Genomic DNA, 18048 nt, shown 5'->3' with positions numbered 1-18048 from the left:
CGTCATCCCCTCACCGCTTCAGGAGACGAACGCATGCCTATCACGCATTTTACCTCCATTCATGTGACTTTTCGCCGTTTGGCGAACCGTCTCGTTGCCGCAACGGCGATCTCCGCCACCGTGCTCACGCTGGTCGCGTGTCAGGACATCCCAATCGCGCGGCAGCGGCTGTCCGAATTGATCGCTCCCCGAAATACCACGGCGTCTGCCGCCGCTGCGTCCGGCGCCTCCGCGGTCGCCGCTCAGCCCGCCAGCGGCGCCAGCGCCGCGAATACGGCAAATGCCCCGCCGCGCAAACGGCCCCGCTCGTCGTTCCGTGACGACCAGAACCAGGACGTCATCGAGAAATTCCGGGCAACCGGCTACGGCATCTTGTTTTGATGAGGTGAAGCATGCGGAACCCTTTCCTTCAAGCCGCGCGTCGCGAACCGCTCGCCCTGGCCGGCGTCGCGCTCGCCACGCTGCTGGTCGGCTGCGCACCCGCTACCCCCAACGGCGCCGGGTTCACGTCGACCGACGCCGGCACCCCACGAACCCCCTACGTGTCCACCGCCCCGGCCCTGCTCTGCCGCGGCTGCGCGATGCACTAACCCCGGAGACCACGATGAAAAACGGTTTGTTCAACCACAGCATCATCCGCTACGAGGTCGCGCTCGGCATTGTCGGCACCGTGATCGCGAAGTGCGCGGAGGACATCGGCGACGCCATGCGCCAGGATCCGCCGGACGCGGCGCGCATCGAGGCGCTCCACGCGCGGCAGGACGAGCTCGTTGAACTGCGCAACGCCCTCGCTCCGTTCGATGACCAGCGTATCGAGGAGGTGATTCGCCAGTACGGCCCCATCGCTCGCGACGAGTCGATCGTTTAAGGAGCGGCGACGATGGCACGCGAACTGAACGATGCGGATCTCGACGCAATTTACCGTCGCGTGGAGCAACGCGCGATCGAGACCACCGAGCGGCAAGAGCAGCCTGTGGCGATCCTGCTCGGCGGGCAACCCGGCTCCGGGAAGGCCGGTCTCGCCGGGGTGGCACAACGCGAGCTACGCGATCGCGGCGGCGCCGTCGTGATCGACGCCGACCAGATGCGCGAGTTCAACCCCGCGTATCGGGCCCTCGCGAAGGCCGATCCCGAGCGAGCGGCGGACCAGACGCAGGCGCTGGCCGGCAAGTGGGCCTCACGCCTGACCAAGCGAGCCGAGGACGAGCGCCGCAACCTGATTGTCGACGGCACCATGCGCAACCCGGACAACATCGCGACCCTCGCGGAGCGGCTGCAGCGCGCCGGCTATACCGTCGAGGCGCGCGTGATGGCGGTGCCCCCGGATCCTTCTTTCGACCGCGCGCGGTTGCGTTATGAGCAGCTCGCAGCCGAGGGGCAGACCGGCCGCGTGGTCAATCGCGAACAGCACGACGAGGCCTATCGCGGCCTGCCCGCAACGGTTGATCGTCTGGAGCGCGACGGCCTGGCTGATCGCATCCGGATCTACGACAGTCACGGCCGCGAGGTCTACAACGGCGAACGCAATCGTGACCGGCACGTAACGCGCGAAACGGAAACGTCAGGGTTGCTTGAGGCGCTCAGCGCGGCGAGTCGCGATACACGGTGGGGCGTGGTCCCCGATCCGGTTGCGAAGGAAGTGCTCGGCGCTAAAAGCGTTCGCGCGCTTGATCGTGAGCTGGCTTCGCTCGGCATCCGCGATTTGCGACCGCTCGCTGGAGGCGCGTCGTCGGTGGTACTTGATGCGAAAGACCGTGTGGTCCGAGTCGGCGTAGGGGAATCGACACCGCGTCCCAACGTTCCCGAGGTGCTCCAGGCCGAGCATGCCGGCGCCGTTGGCTATGTTCGTTACGAAATACTCCCGAAGGCTGACACACGGGGGATCACACAAGCGGACGTGCAGTCCTTGCAAGACGGCCTGAAGCGCCGGGGTTACGTGTGGGGCGACGCGGGCCCCGACAACGTGGGCCGCATTGACGGGCACCTGGTCGTCACCGATCCAGGCGGCGTCTCCCCGGCAAATCCGACCAAGGAGATGAGCGGCGATCGCCAGAGGCAGACGCCCGCCAAGGGACGGGACGTCGATCGCCCGGAAGCGCCGTCTGAAGCCGCGCGGACACTTGAATCCGTTCGGGATCGCCTGCTGACCCTAAGCGAACGAAGCGCCCACATCGAGATCCTCGAGGAGATCGTCGAGCGCACCCGCGCGCGCAACGAACGCACGCCGGGCGTTGGCCCTCAGGATCTCGCCGACGTGTCCAAGCGGCTCCAGGCGGCTCGCGAGGATCGCGCCACGTTCGAGCATAGCGAGATCTTCAAGCGCGCGAAGGTGTTTGATGACGGTCCTAACGTGGCTGCGCTGGCCCGTTATCCGGAATTCGACGGCGCCTATCGACAGCTCGCCGACGTGCGCAAAGGCTGGCAACCGGATACCCCGTTGGCCGATCGGCAGCAGCAGTACTTCGATACTCTCGGCCGCTTGTCCGAGCAGCTGCATCGTGGGCAGATCCCGGGCGGCAACACGACGCTCGCCGAGTCTGAGCGCGTGATGGGCGTCGTCGCACGCGAGCGCAACCTGATGATCCGCACACCCGAACCCGATCGTGTGATGCAGGGTGATGTCGTCGCGAAGACGTCACAGCACGCCCTCGTCCAGATCTCCGAGAACATGGTCGTGATGGTCGAGCGCGGCAAGCTCGATCGCGAGATCCACCAGGGCGAGAAGACGGCGCTGCTGCATTCGGACCAAGGCACGACCAGGGTGTTGACCCACGACGAAGCCCGCGAGCTGCAGCAGAACCGCCCGGGCATGGACCTGGAAAGGAGTCGGTGATGGCCAGTTACGACATTGACGGGCGGGTCTTCGAAGCGGCGACACCCGAGCTGTTCGCGGTGCTGCCGGGCGCGCACGACAAGAAGATCCGGCCGCTGTGCCGCTGTCAGAACCCCGGCATCGAGATGTATATCGCTCGGTTCGAAGACCGCTTCCTGATCAAGCGCATGCCCGATACCGGTGGCCAGCACGCGATCGGCTGCGAATCATACGATCCTCCGCCCGAGCTGTCGGGCCTGGGCGACGTCGAGGGCAGCGCGATCCAGGAAGACCTCGAGACGGGGCAAGTCGCGCTGAAGTTCGGCTTCGCGATGTCCAAGGGTGGCCAGAAGCAGGCGCCGGCGCCATCGGAGAAAGAAGCCGACAGCGTCAAGGCCGACGGCAAGAAGCTGACGTTGCGCGCGACGCTTCACTACCTCTGGGAGCAGGCGGGCCTGAATCGGTGGTCGCCCGCCATGAAAGGCAAGCGCAGTTGGTATGTGATTCGCAAGTACCTGCTGCAGGTCGCCACCGACAAGATCACCAAGGGCGTTGACCTGTCGGAGCTGCTGTACATCCCGGAGTCGTTCGTGGCGGACCAGAAGGATGCGATCCAGCAGCGGCGCACCGAGCGGATCGCGCGCATTGTGACGTCCCCGAATGGTGCGCAGCGCTACATGCTCGCGATTGGAGAACTGAAAGAGATCGCCCCGTCGCGCTACGGGCACAAGCTGGTGTTGAAGCACTTGCCCGACTACGGGCTGATGCTCGACGACGACGTCCACAAGCGCCTGAAAAAACGGTTCGAGGCCGAACTGGAGCTGTGGAACATCCATGAGGAAGCCCACATGGTGGCCATCGCGACCGCGAGCGTCTCGCGCGCCGGCATCGCTTCCGTCGTTGAGGTCGCGCTGATGTTGACGACCGAGCAGTGGATTCCGTTCGAATCGGAAATCGAATCCACGCTGCTGAAGGCGATCGCGGCGCGCCGTTACATGAAATGCCTGCGTTACAACCTGCCGTCGACGCGCCCCCTCGCGACCGCGGTACTCTCGGACACCGAGCGCGCGACCGCGCTGTATCTGGTGCCGCCGGCGGTGACCGAGGCATATCAGGCCGCGCTCGACGACCTCTTGGCGGGAAGCCAGCTCGATTCGTGGGTTTGGGAGCCGCTCAAGGCTGCTATGCCGGCCCTGCCCGAGCCGCTCGAGAACTGGAAGAAGTTGATGGCGTCGCACGCCGGTCGGCTTCCGTACGACGTGCCGGACGATAGCGCCAACGCCGGCGAACGTCGAGATCCGAGGAGCTCGATATGAACCGAGCCACGCAGTCCGGTTCGCCGCGCGGGCCGCGCAAGAAATGGTGGCCGGCCGAAATCGAATACCTGCGCGAGCGCTATCCATACGAGACAGCCGAGCTGATCGCGCGCGTGCTCGATTGTGCGGTTTACACCGTCCATGCCAAGGCGGCCGCGCTGGGAATCCGAAAATCACCGGACTTCTACGGGAGCGCCGGGTCCGGCCGCTTCGACGGTTCGCGCGGCACGAGCTGTCGCTTCCCGAAGGGGCACGTGCCGTGGAACAAGGGCAAGAAGGGCGTTACCACGGGCGGTGAGGCGACCCGGTTCAAGAAGGGCAGCAAGCCGGGCAACTGGATGCCCATTGGCAGCGAACGCTATTCGAAAGAAGGCTACCTGCAGCGCAAGGTTACCGATACCGGTTATCCGCCACGCGATTGGGTTGCCGTACACATCCTGCTCTGGGAGCAGGTGCACGGTCCGGTGCCGCCCGGCCACGCCGTGTGTTTCTGTGACGGCGACAAGTCCCATATCGCGCTTCCCAACCTCGAGTGCATACCGCGCGTCGAACTGATGCGGCGCAATTCGATTCACAACCTGCCCGAAAAACTGAAGGGCGTGATTCGCCTGAAGGCAGCTGTCGTCCGAACCATCAACCGGAGAAAGTGATGAACACGATCGAGGACTTGCGAAAGCACCTGTTCGAAACGCTTGCGCAATTGCGGAGCAAGGAACAGCCGATGGAGATCGAGCGTGCGCAGGCGATTGCTCAGGTCGCGCAGGTGGTGATCAATAGCGCGAAGGTCGAGGTCGAGTACCTGAAGATTGTTGGGGGAAAGGGAACGGGCTTCATTACGGAAAGCAACCTGCCGGCCGGGATTACGGGTACGCAGCAGCATCGCTTGCGCTGATTCATGCGGCGACAGTCGCATCTACCTGGAGAACTACATGAAACGCCTCGCCGCTTCCGCCCTGCTCTTCGCGATGTCGGCTCTGACATCTGTCGGCGCCGTTGCGCTGGAGCTTGACGCTCGCCCGGCACCGCTGATGGGCGTACCTGTCATGACCGGATTGCCCCCTGTTCACTCGCCCGCTGTGTCGGCGGAATCGCGCTCGTCTGTTCGGGTCGCCCTGATGTCGCTCGCCCCGTCCGTCTACGACGCGTTGCAGACCATCGAGGCCCGCCGCGGCGCGCGTTATGCCGATTCGGAAATCGCATCGATCTCGAGCACGCCGGAATTCCAGGCGGAGACCGGGCGAGCTCGCGAACGCTTCTGCGCGATCGCGGCGAACTCGACGAGTCTCGCATGCGCGCGCGAGGCGGCAGACGCGGCGCGCCAGCTGCCGATTCGGCCGCGCGAAGACGACGTCGTTGTAACGGCGAAGAAGACCTTGTCCCGCAACGAGGAGGTGATGCTCTCACCCTGAAACGTGACGCCTGTTTGGAAAGATCTCCCCCCCTGCTCCCGCGATCTTGGCGGAGGACAGGAGCAAGGGGGATCCAAGCCCTGCGCAAGCGCAGGCGCACGTGTCCCGAGACGCGGGCTCTCGATTTTGTGTCGAGGATTGTAATGAATAAGATTTGTCGGCCAAAGCGGACGGCGATATCGATCGCGATTGCCACCGGCAACGGCTCGCGTGCGATGGGCGACTACTCCGTCGCGATCGGCTCGCTATCGACCGGCGTTGCGGCAAACGGAACCGCATTGACCACCCTGTCGACCAGCCTCGCGGCCGGCACGGTCGGGCTCGTTCAGCAATCCAGCGGTGCACCTGGCACCGGCACGATCACGATCGGCGCGACTACCGGCGGCACGGTCGTCGACGTCAGTGGTACGGCCGGCGCGCGGCAGATCAAGGGCGTTGCCGGCGGCTCGGACGCCACCCACGCGGTGAACGTCTCGCAGCTGCAGCAGCTGGCGACGACGGTCGGCGCGATCGGCGCGAACGCGGTCGTCTACGACGATGCGTCGCGCGCGCGTGTGACGCTCGGCTCGCCGGCCGCCAGCGCGCCCGTGGCCCTGACCAATGTCGCCGACGCCGTGCTGACCAGCGCCAGCACCGACGCCGTGTCCGGCCGCCAGCTCTACGTGACGAACCAGACGCTTGCCGGCCTGGCAACCGGGATGGCGGCAGGCACGGTCGGACTCGTCCAGCAAGCCGGCGGCGCACCGGGCGCCGGCGCGATCACGATCGGCGCGACTACGGGCGGCACGATTATGGACGCCTCCGGTACCGATGGCGCGCGGCGGATCACCGGCGTCGCCGCCGCGCGAGAGGCGACGGACGCGGTGAATGTCACGCAGCTCAACCAGGTCGCCGGGGCCATCAATGCCGTCGCGAGCAACGCCGTGTCCTATGACGACCCCGCGCGGGTCAGCGTGACGCTCGGCGGCTTACACGCCACCTCCACCGTCCCGCTGCGCAACGTCGCATCGGGTGCGCTCTCCACGACCAGTACCGATGCAGTCAACGGTGCGCAGCTTTTCGCAACCAATCAGGCGGTTCAGGCCAATACGAGCGCGATCACGGAGCTCGCGTCCCACGTCGGCCGAATCCAGGCGTCCGTCCCAAGCCAACCGGTGCCGAGCCAGCAAGGCAGCCTGAAGTTCGTTTCCGTCAATTCGTCGGGGACGGCCGCCGCAGCGAGCGGCACCGAGGCCGTCGCGGTCGGCAGCAATGCCACAGCGTCTGCGAACAACGCCGTGGCGCTCGGTCCGGGAACCGTCGCTGAGCGCGACAATACCGTGTCGTTCGGCAACGCCGCAACGGGGCTCACGCGGACGCTCTCCAACGTTTCCGCGGGCGTCGCGCCGACCGATGCGGTCAACGTCCAGCAGCTCAACGACTCGTTGGGCAGCGTGCGCAACCAGATCGAACACGACCGGCGTGATGCCAATGGCGGTACCGCGTCGGCCGTCGCGATCGCGAGTCTCCCGCAAGCGCCGAGTCCCGGAACAAGCGTGGCCGCAATCGGCGGCGGCAGCTACGCCGGACAGTCGGCGATGGCGGTCGGCTTGTCCACGTATGGCGGCCGCTGGATCTTCAAGGCGAGCGGCTCCACGAACACGCGCGGCACGGTCGCCGCCGGCGTGGGTGCCGGTTATGCGGGGTAGCCGACCGGACATCCATGTCGAAGAGGAAACCAGGGAATCACTATGGTCGCACTGAAGCAACGAGATGGCAACCACGCCAACCATCACGGCCGATCGCTGGTCGATGATCGAACGGCCGCGGGCCAGGCCAAGTTCCCGCAGTCCGGTACTTCGGCTCCCGCGTCGCCGGTCACTCTCGAGAGTACGCGCTTCGCTCCTGCGCCGAACGGCCTGGTGGTCGTCGTCGCAAGCGACTCGATCTGTACGTTTGAGCGATCGGCCTGTCGCGTTTCACTGGGCCCGGACGGTCGCACGTATTTCGTCGCCAATGAGCAGGTTCAAATCGGTCCGCTTTCACCCGAGCGCGACGTCGTCCTGCACCACCTCATCGGGATTCCGTTTGTCGAGCAAGCAATCCTAACGGACGGCGGTCACGCGTCCAGCTAACGTAGAGGAGAACACCATGCGTTCCGTCCGTACCTCAACCCTTGTGATGGCTGCGGCCATCGTTCTCGCAATCGCCGCCGCAGCGCATTTCAAGTATGGCGCGGCCCTCATGCTCGCCGTGATTTTGGCGATTCCCCTTTCCGAAGTAATCAATCGGCTGATTTCCCGGCGCGGCAGGTCACCATCGGCGCCCCCGGTCACGGTCAATATCACCGCGGGCACGGTATGGGAGGTCCGCCTGAACGACGTGCCGGTCGGTGAGGTTCGGGAAGGCACGATCCGGAATATCGAGGCCGAGCTCGCTCAGGAGTGGCGCTTCAAGCTCCGCATCTGGACCGACGTCGCCGCAGGCGTCTTCCGAGCGCTCACCAATGTGCTCATGTTCATGCCAGCGGTGGCGTTCGGGCTCGGCGTACTGATGTGGTTCACGAACCCCGTCGAGTTTGCGGACGGACTGCATCAGATCCTTACGGCCAACGCGCATGACTTCCGCTCAATCGTCAACACGCTGGCGACGACGTTTCTCTTCGCGACGTCCTTAGCGGTCATCGTGCACTGGGTGTTTCTGCCTGCGCCTGCGCGTCCGAACCACTATGCGAACGCCTGGTTTGAGGCAGTGCGGCTCGCCGCACGCGTCGCCCCTCGCGGTGATTTCAGCTTGCACTTGCGCGATCGCGACGCTCCGGAAGGCTACTTCGCCAAGCGCTACCCGCGCAATGTCGTCGTGGTCGGCAAACGCGTCGGCGCACTCGGGCGCAAAAGGCGTGCGCTTTAAAAAAAGAAACCCCCTGTCGGCAAACAGGGGGGTTCCGCTGACGCTTGACACACAACGCGTGGCACGCATCGGTCCTGAGGGGACTGCCTCATTCTAGTTCGCCGCGAACTGGTGTCAAGCGCGATCAACAACGAACTCAATGGATCGCGATTGCCATGAATATCAGCTTATCCGCGTATTCCCGCGCTGCGTGCGGTTTCATTCTCTTAAGCAATCAGTCGAGCGACACGACGCGATAACTCTGCGCCCGTGACGATCTCCCTCTCCCGTCCGGCAATCGACGTCGAGCGCGCCACGAGCGCGCCGACGTCAACGCGCGACGTGCAGCTGCGCCCGCGCGGCCGCGCACGCGACGTCGCGTTGCCGGATCGGGTTTGGCCGGGGGATATTCCCACACCTGCGCCGCCGAATTCGCCGCGAATCCTGCGCACGTTGTCACTGCGCCTTGAGCGCTACCTCGATCGACCGGCGCGCTGGCTTCCCGCGCTGAACGCCGCGAACGGCTCGCGGCGCCAGCAGCGAAGTGAACGCCGGATTGCGTGCGCGCAGCTGCTGCGGGCCATGATCAAATACTGCGATCTGGCCACCCTCCGCGTCGGCATTCCGGCCGCCACCGGCTGGGTCGATCTCACCCTGCCGTTCTTTGCCGACCAGGCCGGTCTCGGAGTGCGGCGCGCCGAACGCGCGCTTCGGGACCTGCAGACTGCCGGCCTGGCCAAGATCCGTCGCCAGTGTGCGCTGCAGGAGTCGTTCGCGGGCGATCGCTACAAGGGACTGGCGGCGATCAAATACCTGCCGCCCGCACTGTTCGACGCATTCGGCATGCGCGCATGGCTCCAACATGAGCGTAGCCGCGCGCACTTGCGCGCACAGCGGCGTGCCACGCAACAACACAAGCGCGAACGTCGTGCGGCCGCGGCCGGACTCGTGGCGTCGCTCCCCGAGAAGTCGTCACAGCGCTTCGTTGAGCGCGACCAGGCCCGTCGGCTGGCCGATTACGAGCGCAGCGTGATGCTGTGCGCCGCCCAGTTGAAATCGACCCATCCCGAGTGGGATCGGGACGCCTGCTACGCCGAAGCGCGTCGGCAGTTAGCACCGCCCACCTGATCTTCGCTTCCCCATAAACCACGACCTTTCGATCGCTGTCGCGAGGGCGGCGCTTGGTCTGCGGGCCCGCGTTCGGCATGTTGCCGGCCGAGACGACGTGCTGAGCGATGGCAAGGACGGCATTTGCCCCGCGCGCGCGTGCCGTTGTGCGGCGAAGCTGTGGATAAAGGCAGTTAAATGTCGGGTCTGATCGTAGTTAATTGTCGGCTCTTAATCAGAAGCTATCTCTAACTACCTAGGCAAATCCAGCCTCGCCGGCGTGCCGGCGAGGAATCACGCGGGCATTCGCCCGCTTGCCTGGACAAACCAGCGGTCCCCGAGCGCTCGCCTCCGGCAGGCCGTAAGCGCCACGGCGTCCATGGGCCGCCGCGGCGCAACGGCGCGTAAATCACCGGCGGCCGGCACGCCGGCCACCGGCTCAACGCGCGCGTGCGCGCGCCTGGCTGCCCGTGACGACATCGGTTATCCATCGCAGCGAAGTCAGCAGAACGGGGGTATTTCATCAACGCAACTAACCGTCAATCGCAGTCGGCCCTTCGACCATGCGCCCTGCTCCTTTCCCCGCCCGAGTCTGCAGGAGGAAGCCATCGCCGACCACCATGATCGTCGACTCGACCAAAGCGCTCGGCTACCTATCGCGAGTACGTGCGGCGCGATGGCGCCGACACTGACCTCGAGACATTTCTACGCCTGTATTTCGTGCGCGCGGCAGACACCAACATCCGGATCCCGAAAGCGCTCTGCGCCGCGTTGTTGGCGGCACTCATCAGCGACGACCTCACGGGTGCCAACACCGACTGTCCGGATCGGCACCCCGCGGAACTTTCAAAATCGCACCGATCATCCGTTACCATTCCGCCGTATTGGAATAACCCGATAACCGATTATGATCACTCAACTACAAGACCTTCAGGCACAACTGCGCGAATTGAATATCCGTCTCGCGGACGTCAAGAAAAACGAGCGGGCGGCGTATTTGGCCGCCGTTCAGGAGCACGTTGCGCTCTACGGCATCACGGAAGACGAACTGCTGCGTGCGGCGGGCTTCCGGAAATCGCGCAAACGGCGGGCGCCGGCGAAGTACTACGACCCGTCGTCGGGCAAGTCCTGGTCCGGGCATGGCCCGCGCCCCAAATGGCTCGAGGGGAAGAATCTTGACGACTTCCTCGTCGAGCGAGCCGCGAAGCCGTGGTGGCCCGGCGAAGAAGCATAGGACGAGCAGGGGCCGCAGTTCCGATCGACCCTGCGGGCAACGCCGCGCCCTGCGATTCAGAACAACGATGAGTTGGACCGGACGTCGGTCCCGGTGCGGGCGTTGCGGTCGGAGGCCTTCGGCGCTGGCTCTACCACCATCTCGTCTGCGAGAAACAACTGCAACATCGCGCGCGCGGCTTCGACGTTCGATGTGGTGAGCCACTCCTCCCAATTGTCGGACCGCAGGATCACGATCGATCGCTTCTCGTCGCCTGGCTTGTGCATGGGCGACATCACCAGATGCGTGTCCGCGTCGCCCCTGACCATAGACATCACGTGCATTTCTGATCCATCAGGATTCCGTAGTGTCCGCCAAATGCCGGCGACGCACATCGGCCGCCAACCCGCCAGGCCGATGCGGTGCCAAACGTTCTTCCCGGTCTCGTAGCACGGTTCGTAGATCCAGTCGGCCAGGATCAAGCAGCGTCGGCCGGCGCGCAACGCGGGCCCGTATAGCGGCGATTTGCCCAAGTTGTCGTCGCGCACGTTCATCGTGCTGCGCATGATCGGCGGCTTACGCCCGGCCTCCTTCGCACGCTCGACGTTCGCTTTCTGTAACGCACGCGGCCAGAAGCCGAACCCGGCCAGCAGCGACGTGATCTCGCCATCGACGTCAGCTAAGATCGGCACGAGATCGTCCTGGTAGATCTCCGGTTGGCATGGTGTGCGCCGGAACAGGTCGATCTGAAAGCGCGATCCCTTTAGCGAGTCCCCATACCGCGGTTCAAGCGTCGCTCGTCCGAGTCGCTCGCCGCTGCTCATCCCACTCCAGTTCAACCGGCGATCCGCACAGCGCATACGTCGCGTGTTCGCGGTCGTGCGTATCATCCGGATGCCGCACTTCGCCGCGGTGTCCGCAATCGGAACACCTCCTTTGCGCCGCCCCGAGACAACCCGTACACGTAGAGCCGCCGGCTGGGTCTTGTTGCATAAGCCTCCGTCACAAAACCCGACCAAATGTCGGGTTCAATTGCTATAGCACGACGTTTTGTCGGGCCATGCGCCGGTCGTCATCGACTGGACTCTCACCCAATTGATGCTAAAATTGATGCTGAATCGAATCAAAGGAGACATCATGCGCACCACCGTTACCGTCGACGACACCCTCTACGCGCGAGCACTCGAGCTCGCCGAGCCGGGCATGCCGCCGGCCGATCTGTTCCGGGCCGCACTGGAAACGTTCGTGCGTGTCCAAGCCGGCCAACGCTTGGCTGCGCTCGGCGGTCGCGCGCCCGACATGCCGGATGTGCCGCGCCGCAACCCTGAGGCGCCCGCCCGATGAGCGTCCTGGTCGACACGTCCGTGTGGGTTGAGCATTTCCGGCGGCCGCTACCGGCGCTTATCGAGCTGCTGCGCATCGATAACGTCTTGACGCATCCGCTGGTGATGCTCGAACTCACATGTGGGACGCCGCCCGAACCGCGGGCCCGCACCTTGGGGGATCTCGCGCTGTTGCGTCAAACGCGACTCGCGACGGCAGCTGAGGTGGCGGACTGGATCGAGCGGGAACGGCTGTATGGGCGCGGATGCGGTGCCGTGGATTGCACGCTGCTGGCGTCGGTGCTGTTGACCCCGAGTTCCTGGCTCTGGACGCGCGATCGGCGACTCGCGCAACTGGCGGAGCAATTCGGCGTCCTCTACGCACCGCCTGACCTGCATTGAGCGAAGCGGCTGCCGGCTTCTACAGGATCCGCAACTGCGCGCGGGCAAGTACTGGTGGGAAGCGCGCGCGGCCGGCGGCGCCGCGCCGCGGCTCGACCTAGACGGCGGCGGGGGATGCCGCCAATGTCGTGAAAGGCGCGGCGTCGTGACTATCCCGCCGTTCGCGCGCACGTTGCAATGCCGAAATGAGCCGCGTGGGTGGTCGCGCGCATCAGACTCTCTGGCCGGACCCGGTCGGGGTCGTAAGTGACGGTTGCCGTTTTCCGGTCAAAATCAACGTGGACCGCACTCACGCCCGGGTGACGATCGTGCCGGCTGTATTGTTGGTGTCGGAGAGCGCGCCTTGATCCGCGCCCTTAGGTGTCACGTTGATCTGGAGCTGCGGAACGATCCTCGAGTTCTCCCCGTAGTGCAGGCCGACGCTGACCATCGCCAGCCAAGTTGCCGGGTCGGTAGTCCTGGCCGAGACCGTGAAGATTCTGGACCACGGCCGACTGGATGCACGACGATTCCCGTCGCTCGGGGAGTATGCGTGAGGCGCAATAAATGCAACTAACGGTCGAGCCAAACATCTCCATAAACAACAACCTCGCACTCTCCCAGCTTAAGCTTCCAATAAATTGGTTGCAATTGACTGGCATTGTTAGATAGATATTAGCTATGGTTGATTCCTGACATCAGCTCCCGCCCTTACTCGCCCCGATGTACCATGCTGAAGCCCGTGCAACCTGGCGCGCGGCCGATAGCCGGCTGTTGCCGGCTTTCCGTTCGAGCGGGCTGAGGTCGCTTACGTTGGAATCGCCCCACCAATTTTGCTGCGAAGCCATGCAGTGTAGTGAGTCCGTTCCAACGCATCCTTAAATGTTCCCGTCTCCAACGAGTACGACGACACCTTGCCACCTTCCTCTTCGAACTCACGAACATACTGAGCGCGCTGCTCTGGCGTCAGTGCCTTGATCACGGCTGAAATAGCCCTCGCACGAGCTTCCGCGACCGCATCCGAATCGGAGGATGAATCTCCAATGCCATTCGGCGCGCTCCGCATTTCGACTACTTCGATGGTTTCGATTTCACCGCCGCCTTCGAATACGGTGCGCGCATAGCCACCAGCACTTCCTCGGATCTTCTTAGTACGCTTGCGCTCCTCAACATACGTTACGGTCTTTTGCGCACGATCCGGATCGTGCTGAATCCAGTCGACCGCCAGTCTGTCAGCGATTCCAAGCTTGACCAGCCGGCGATACGTCTCCGATGCACGGATTGCCGCTTGCTCTTCTCCACCATCGTCGTACATCGAGCGTTGCGGATTCTCCTCCACCAGAAATCGAATCTTCGAGACGCGGCGATTTTGTCGCTCATACTCTGCAGTAACCAAGATGTTCGAAACCGTATTGACCTCCTTCACTGCCTTCTTTATCACCTCAGCATTGAAATGCTTGAACTCGTCGTAGGTAGATGCTTCTGCACCGAGGAGCTTTCGCCAGATCTCGACGGAGATCCATCCGGTCGAGCCGGTTCGCTTGAATCGAAGACAGTTTTCGTAAAGTGCGAGCGCGTAGGCGCCGCTGAACTGCTTCTGCACGTTGATGTTGATCAGCAGGTAGATCTCTGGGTTGGCGAGCTTATTTGCCAACGCGTTGCTGTACTCGTAAGTAACGATCCCGTTCCGAATGTTTGCCGAGCTGAGCAAGGTCGTAACCCCCCACTCTTCATCCCCTGCAGCATGCAAGATGTCGAATTCGATCGGCGTGGAGGAGATCTTCCGTAAGGCTTCTTTCAACGCACCGGTATTCTTGCTGTCGAACCCGAGCATCTCGCTCATGATGCCCACGGGAATCTCGTGCACCGTCTTAGTTAGAAGGTCGTCGTACGCATTTAGCAACAACACATTCGACAACTTCCGGCCGAGCAGACCGAGATCGCCTCCGACGTGAACCGTGCCGACGTGCTTCCGCAATTCGCTGGAAGTCACTTTCGCCACTGCCGTCGCAGTTGATTTTGGTTTTGGTTTTGTAGACGCCATACGGTCCTCAAGGGTTGCGCAGCATTGTAGGCGTCGAAAGTCATGTCATCAAGACTATCGACATGACCTTTCTAAGCTTCCCCCATAGACCATGACCTGTTGACGATGGTCGCTCGACCGCGGCGCCCCATAAACCATGACCTTTCCAGGCTTACCCCACAAACCACGACCTATCGGACAAGCCTATGCGGCCCCCCATAGACCGTTACCTTTCGCGGAAGGATTCCTACCGGTCCGCCGCGCACACGGGGAGTACCGGCGTGCCTTCTTCCCCATAAACCATGACCTGTCCGCACTCTTACGTGCTCCAATGGAGCCTCTGATCGGCGACCGCCCCATAAATCACGACCTTTGAATCTGCAATGTGAGGGAGCCCGCTGGATTACCCCATAAACCATGACCTGAGGCGTTAGAAATGGCCGCTCGATCACCTCATTTCCCCATAGAGCATGACCTTTGAGATGGATACGTGATCATGGTTGCCCACTACGCCCCATAGATTACGACCTTTGAGAAGTGCCCGTGAGCCGGCGCAGGCCATTGCGGACCAAACTGACCATGTCACTTCGCCCCATAAACCATGACCTTTCGGGAGACCGAAAAATATCCTTTTAAAATCAAATGGTTATGCGAAAGTGACTGCTCACTAGGGGAGCATCAATGCCCCATAGATCACGACCTTTTGAACCGATTACGGCCGAATGCGGCTGCCCTTTTCGGGCCTCCCCACAGAATCCGACCTTTCTGCCCCAGAAACCATGACCTTATGGCTTAAACCCGGACAGTGTCGCAGGAGGTAAATTGTTATTAATCATATAGTTATGGAATATTATTAATGTGTTGGAAGCTGTCCCCCACAAAGCGTTACCTTACCCCACAAACCATGACCTCAGCGCTAGGCCTGACCCCATAAAGCATGACTATTGGTCCCACAAAGGATGACCCAACTACCGGCAGAGGCTTGTCTGGAAAGGCTGTGTGGACCGCAAAGGTTTTTAAAGGTGGTGTTTTCTTAAAGACAACAACATGGTGTTGTTTTCATGAGATACACGGAGACAACACCGCCACCATCAGTCCTCAGGGGCCTGCGCGTTGAAGGAGCGGGACCAATCAACGACCAGCGCTTTGATTTTGTCCGCCAGGTCGGCCTGCGCCGCGCCGGTAATGCCTTTCAGTGTCAACTCAGTGCGCCCGTCAGGGAATTGTTTGAGAATGCCAATTTCCGTTCCGTCCTCAAGCCTGAACGGAAACTTGGATTGGTAGTGCACCTTGCTTCGCCCGGGGGACTTCGCCCTCGCCTCCTCCGAGGCAACTTGCTCCAGCTTTCGAACGCTAACCTTGCCGTCGACGACCTCATGCAGCCAGTGCTCCGCGACAGCCTCGCCGGCACGATCGAAGATCAGCTTCAGGTTGTAAGCGTGAGAAAGCTTGACCACGTCGGCTTGCTTTGCCATTCGCTCCAGCAGTTTCGCAGGCATCGTCGTTAGCTGTAGAACCTTACTCACGTGCTTCGGGTCGCGCCCGACCGCAACCGCCAGCTCGTTCTGGTCCCGGTAGACCTGGTCGTCGAGCAGCTTTTTCCACGCATACGCGTCGTCGAAATCGGTCTGCTCGTCACGGTCCTTATTTGCGTGATAGGCACGCAGGTAAAGATTTTTTGCCTCGAGTACGTCGTCAACTACTTCGGCGTCGATGAACTCATCGCGTCGCCGAATTGCTGCGCGCACCCGGCGTCCGCCGTCGATAATTACCCATTTATCGGGATATTGTGGGAGGCGCGTGACCTTGATAGCTTCCAGTTGTCCCTGGGACGCGAAGCTCTCCGCAAGCGCTCCGATCGTTTGATCGTCGTAGAAGACCCGCGGATTGTATGGATTTGGGATCGTGTCCGTGACGCGAATTTTCAGCGGTCGACGGTCGGATGCGACCGTCCCCTCCTCTGACCCGGCCGGGGTAACGCGGCTCGCAACGTCTTCCGGAAGTACGTGTGCTGCTTCACGATGAGCGATTTCGACGACATTGGCAGTGGTCAACCGCTCAGTCGCGGCCTCCTTCTGCGCTGCCATCCCTGCCCGCACCCGGCTCGTCAGATCTAGTTTTCTTCCGCTCATGCGCGTGCTCCTTCCTCGTCGACGCCTGCGTTTCCTGCATGCAAGTCGACAACAGCGTCGAACAGCGCCTTGAAGTCTTGTTTGGCGGCCTTAACGTTCCGAAGCCCCTTCACGTCGAATACAGTTCGGCCAAACGCTGCGGTCTGACGGTAAACCTCACGCCTGGGAATCTTTTGATTCAGCACTGTCACGCCGCTTTCAGACAGTAACGCAACCATTTGCTCGCTCAGCGCCGATCTTGATTCATATTTATTTAAAAAAATGGCGAATTTTCCATTCGGATTGACTACTTGAGTTCGTTCGATCAAGGAAATCATGCCTTGATTGCTCCACATCTCGAGAGGGGACACGTCCGTAGGAACAAGAGTAACGTCCGCGACAGCAAGAACCCGACCAGTCGTCAGGTCTGCGATGTTTGGCGGGCAGTCGACCACGACGATGTCGTAATCGTTCGAAAGGGCCGAAATTTCGTTTCCAATCATTTTCCCCAGTTTTCCGAGCGAGACGACGCGAAACGGCAACGGTTGGTCTTCTCCTGCCGTTGCTGCCCAGTTCATGCAGGACTGTTGATCATCTGCATCCGCCACGAGCACTTTGTAGCCTTGATCGTGACATGCTCCAGCCAGATTTATCGTGGTCGTCGTCTTACCAACACCACCCTTTTGGTTTGCTACCGCGAATACCAAGCCCATATTGGAATCTCCTAAGTCGGTCCGTCAGTACGAACATCGGCCGCGCGTTCTCCACGTGGAGAACGGATAGATCAGGCGGAGCGTAGCCGAGAAAATCAATGAACACAAATAACGTGTGTTATTCAAACAACATACATCGTTCTCCACGTGGAGAATCGTGGATCGCGCGGCGACCACTCATACTTTCGAAATCCGGGTCGACGCATCGACGACCATTCACGCTAGGCTGAGGGTGCGAATTTCTCCACGTGGAGAACGGCGATGCTGGCCGGGATGGGACACTGAACGCGCCGCACGCGTAGCCATTCGATGACTGGCCGATTCTCCGCGCCGGAACGTATCACCGAATCGCTAGGTGGAGATTCGGCCGATACCGCATGCAGGCCGAGTTCGTAAGCGCCATTCTCCACGTGGAGAATCCATCGAGTCGCCCTCCAGCCGATTCGGGTTACTTTAATCTTCGAGCGGTGGCAGGGATTTGGGATTGGCGAGCCAAGTCCGATTGAGCCCACCTTGAGTCAAGAAAGTCAAACGCCCTCGAGGCTTCACGCCATCCTTTAGCGTGGCAGGTCAGGCCCGCAGTTCCCGCACGCCTAGATGCGGCGGTTAAGCGTCCGATTCTTTGCTCCAGCGGGTTCATATCTTTCGTCACCTTGCTGGGGAGGAATGCCGCAAGATGCAAGAATGGTTTTAGACCGCGCTTGCGCCAACGGCATATCCCGCGCCCCGCTCGGAATGCCGCACCGAAGCAACCATTGGCGCTGAGCCAACTA

General features: G+C 62.2%; 20 protein-coding genes. 15 read left to right on the top strand and 5 right to left on the bottom strand.

Annotation, left to right across the window (positions count from 1 at the left end):
• Positions 1–33: 33 nt before the first annotated feature.
• From KY49_RS12855 to KY49_RS12790, 13 genes are all read left to right on the top strand, one after another.
• Complete coding sequence (locus KY49_RS12855; RefSeq protein WP_042585235.1) at positions 34–381, top strand: hypothetical protein; 348 nt, start codon at positions 34–36, stop codon at positions 379–381.
• A gap of 11 nt (positions 382–392) precedes the next feature.
• Positions 393–590, top strand: a complete 198-nt coding sequence (locus KY49_RS12850; protein WP_042585052.1) for a hypothetical protein — start codon at positions 393–395, stop codon at positions 588–590.
• 14 nt (positions 591–604) lie between these two features.
• Entirely contained in the window at positions 605–868 is a 264-nt protein-coding gene (locus KY49_RS12845) for a hypothetical protein (protein WP_042585051.1), read from the top strand.
• A gap of 12 nt (positions 869–880) precedes the next feature.
• Complete coding sequence (locus KY49_RS38495; protein ID WP_231636386.1) at positions 881–2833, top strand: zeta toxin family protein; 1953 nt, start codon at positions 881–883, stop codon at positions 2831–2833.
• Complete coding sequence (locus KY49_RS12830; RefSeq protein WP_042585050.1) at positions 2833–4128, top strand: DUF1173 domain-containing protein; 1296 nt, start codon at positions 2833–2835, stop codon at positions 4126–4128. Before KY49_RS38495 ends, KY49_RS12830 begins: the two co-directional genes overlap by 1 nt.
• A complete protein-coding gene (locus KY49_RS12825) occupies positions 4125–4778 on the top strand; it encodes an HNH endonuclease signature motif containing protein (protein ID WP_042585049.1) in 654 nt (217 codons plus the stop codon). Before KY49_RS12830 ends, KY49_RS12825 begins: the two co-directional genes overlap by 4 nt.
• Complete coding sequence (locus KY49_RS12820) at positions 4778–5020, top strand: hypothetical protein (protein ID WP_082062340.1); 243 nt, start codon at positions 4778–4780, stop codon at positions 5018–5020. Before KY49_RS12825 ends, KY49_RS12820 begins: the two co-directional genes overlap by 1 nt.
• 37 nt (positions 5021–5057) lie before the next feature.
• Positions 5058–5537 carry a hypothetical protein gene (locus KY49_RS38490; protein WP_231636385.1) on the top strand — a complete coding sequence of 160 codons (480 nt, stop codon included), beginning with the start codon at positions 5058–5060 and terminating at the stop codon, positions 5535–5537.
• Positions 5538–5680: 143 nt separating this feature from the next.
• Entirely contained in the window at positions 5681–7225 is a 1545-nt protein-coding gene (locus tag KY49_RS12810; RefSeq protein WP_231636384.1) for a YadA family autotransporter adhesin, read from the top strand.
• Positions 7226–7267: 42 nt separating this feature from the next.
• Entirely contained in the window at positions 7268–7651 is a 384-nt protein-coding gene (locus KY49_RS12805) for a hypothetical protein (protein ID WP_042585045.1), read from the top strand.
• Positions 7652–7667: 16 nt separating this feature from the next.
• Positions 7668–8426: a hypothetical protein gene (locus KY49_RS12800; RefSeq protein ID WP_231636383.1), complete on the top strand. Its 759-nt coding sequence runs from the start codon at positions 7668–7670 to the stop codon at positions 8424–8426.
• A gap of 249 nt (positions 8427–8675) precedes the next feature.
• The gene (locus KY49_RS12795; RefSeq protein WP_042585043.1) at positions 8676–9533 is read left to right on the top strand and encodes a hypothetical protein; all 858 of its coding nucleotides are present in this window, start codon (positions 8676–8678) and stop codon (positions 9531–9533) included.
• Between the two features lie 886 nt (positions 9534–10419).
• Positions 10420–10746: an H-NS histone family protein gene (locus KY49_RS12790; protein ID WP_042585042.1), complete on the top strand. Its 327-nt coding sequence runs from the start codon at positions 10420–10422 to the stop codon at positions 10744–10746.
• Positions 10747–10802: 56 nt separating this feature from the next.
• Here KY49_RS12790 and KY49_RS12785 read toward each other — a convergent pair whose 3' ends face one another.
• Complete coding sequence (locus KY49_RS12785; RefSeq protein ID WP_042585041.1) at positions 10803–11549, bottom strand: SOS response-associated peptidase family protein; 747 nt, start codon at positions 11547–11549, stop codon at positions 10803–10805.
• Between the two features lie 313 nt (positions 11550–11862).
• On the opposite strand from KY49_RS12785, the gene KY49_RS12780 reads away from it, so the two are divergent.
• Both KY49_RS12780 and KY49_RS12775 read left to right on the top strand, forming a co-directional pair.
• Entirely contained in the window at positions 11863–12069 is a 207-nt protein-coding gene (locus KY49_RS12780) for a DUF2191 domain-containing protein (protein WP_042585232.1), read from the top strand.
• Positions 12066–12449, top strand: a complete 384-nt coding sequence (locus tag KY49_RS12775) for a type II toxin-antitoxin system VapC family toxin (RefSeq protein ID WP_042585040.1) — start codon at positions 12066–12068, stop codon at positions 12447–12449. Before KY49_RS12780 ends, KY49_RS12775 begins: the two co-directional genes overlap by 4 nt.
• Before the next feature lie 149 nt (positions 12450–12598).
• On the opposite strand, the gene KY49_RS35435 is transcribed toward KY49_RS12775, so the two are convergent.
• The 4 genes from KY49_RS35435 to parA all read right to left on the bottom strand — a co-directional run bounded on the left by KY49_RS35435 (position 12599) and on the right by parA (position 17275).
• Entirely contained in the window at positions 12599–12742 is a 144-nt protein-coding gene (locus tag KY49_RS35435; RefSeq protein ID WP_080410103.1) for a hypothetical protein, read from the bottom strand.
• 494 nt (positions 12743–13236) lie between these two features.
• The gene (locus tag KY49_RS12770; RefSeq protein WP_042585039.1) at positions 13237–14472 is read right to left on the bottom strand and encodes a replication initiation protein; all 1236 of its coding nucleotides are present in this window, start codon (positions 14470–14472) and stop codon (positions 13237–13239) included.
• A 1070-nt stretch (positions 14473–15542) separates the two neighbouring features.
• On the bottom strand, positions 15543–16583 hold the full coding sequence (locus KY49_RS34785; RefSeq protein ID WP_042585038.1) for a ParB/RepB/Spo0J family partition protein: 1041 nt from the start codon (positions 16581–16583) through the stop codon (positions 15543–15545).
• A complete protein-coding gene (parA, locus tag KY49_RS12760; RefSeq protein ID WP_042585037.1) occupies positions 16580–17275 on the bottom strand; it encodes a ParA family partition ATPase in 696 nt (231 codons plus the stop codon). Before parA ends, KY49_RS34785 begins: the two co-directional genes overlap by 4 nt.
• Positions 17276–18048 lie beyond the last annotated feature (773 nt).

The organism is Burkholderia sp. MSHR3999 (assembly GCF_000833595.1).
GTDB classification, from domain to species: domain Bacteria; phylum Pseudomonadota; class Gammaproteobacteria; order Burkholderiales; family Burkholderiaceae; genus Burkholderia; species Burkholderia ubonensis.
Note: the sequence above shows the minus strand (reverse complement) of the source record. Positions and strands in the feature narration are given on the sequence as shown.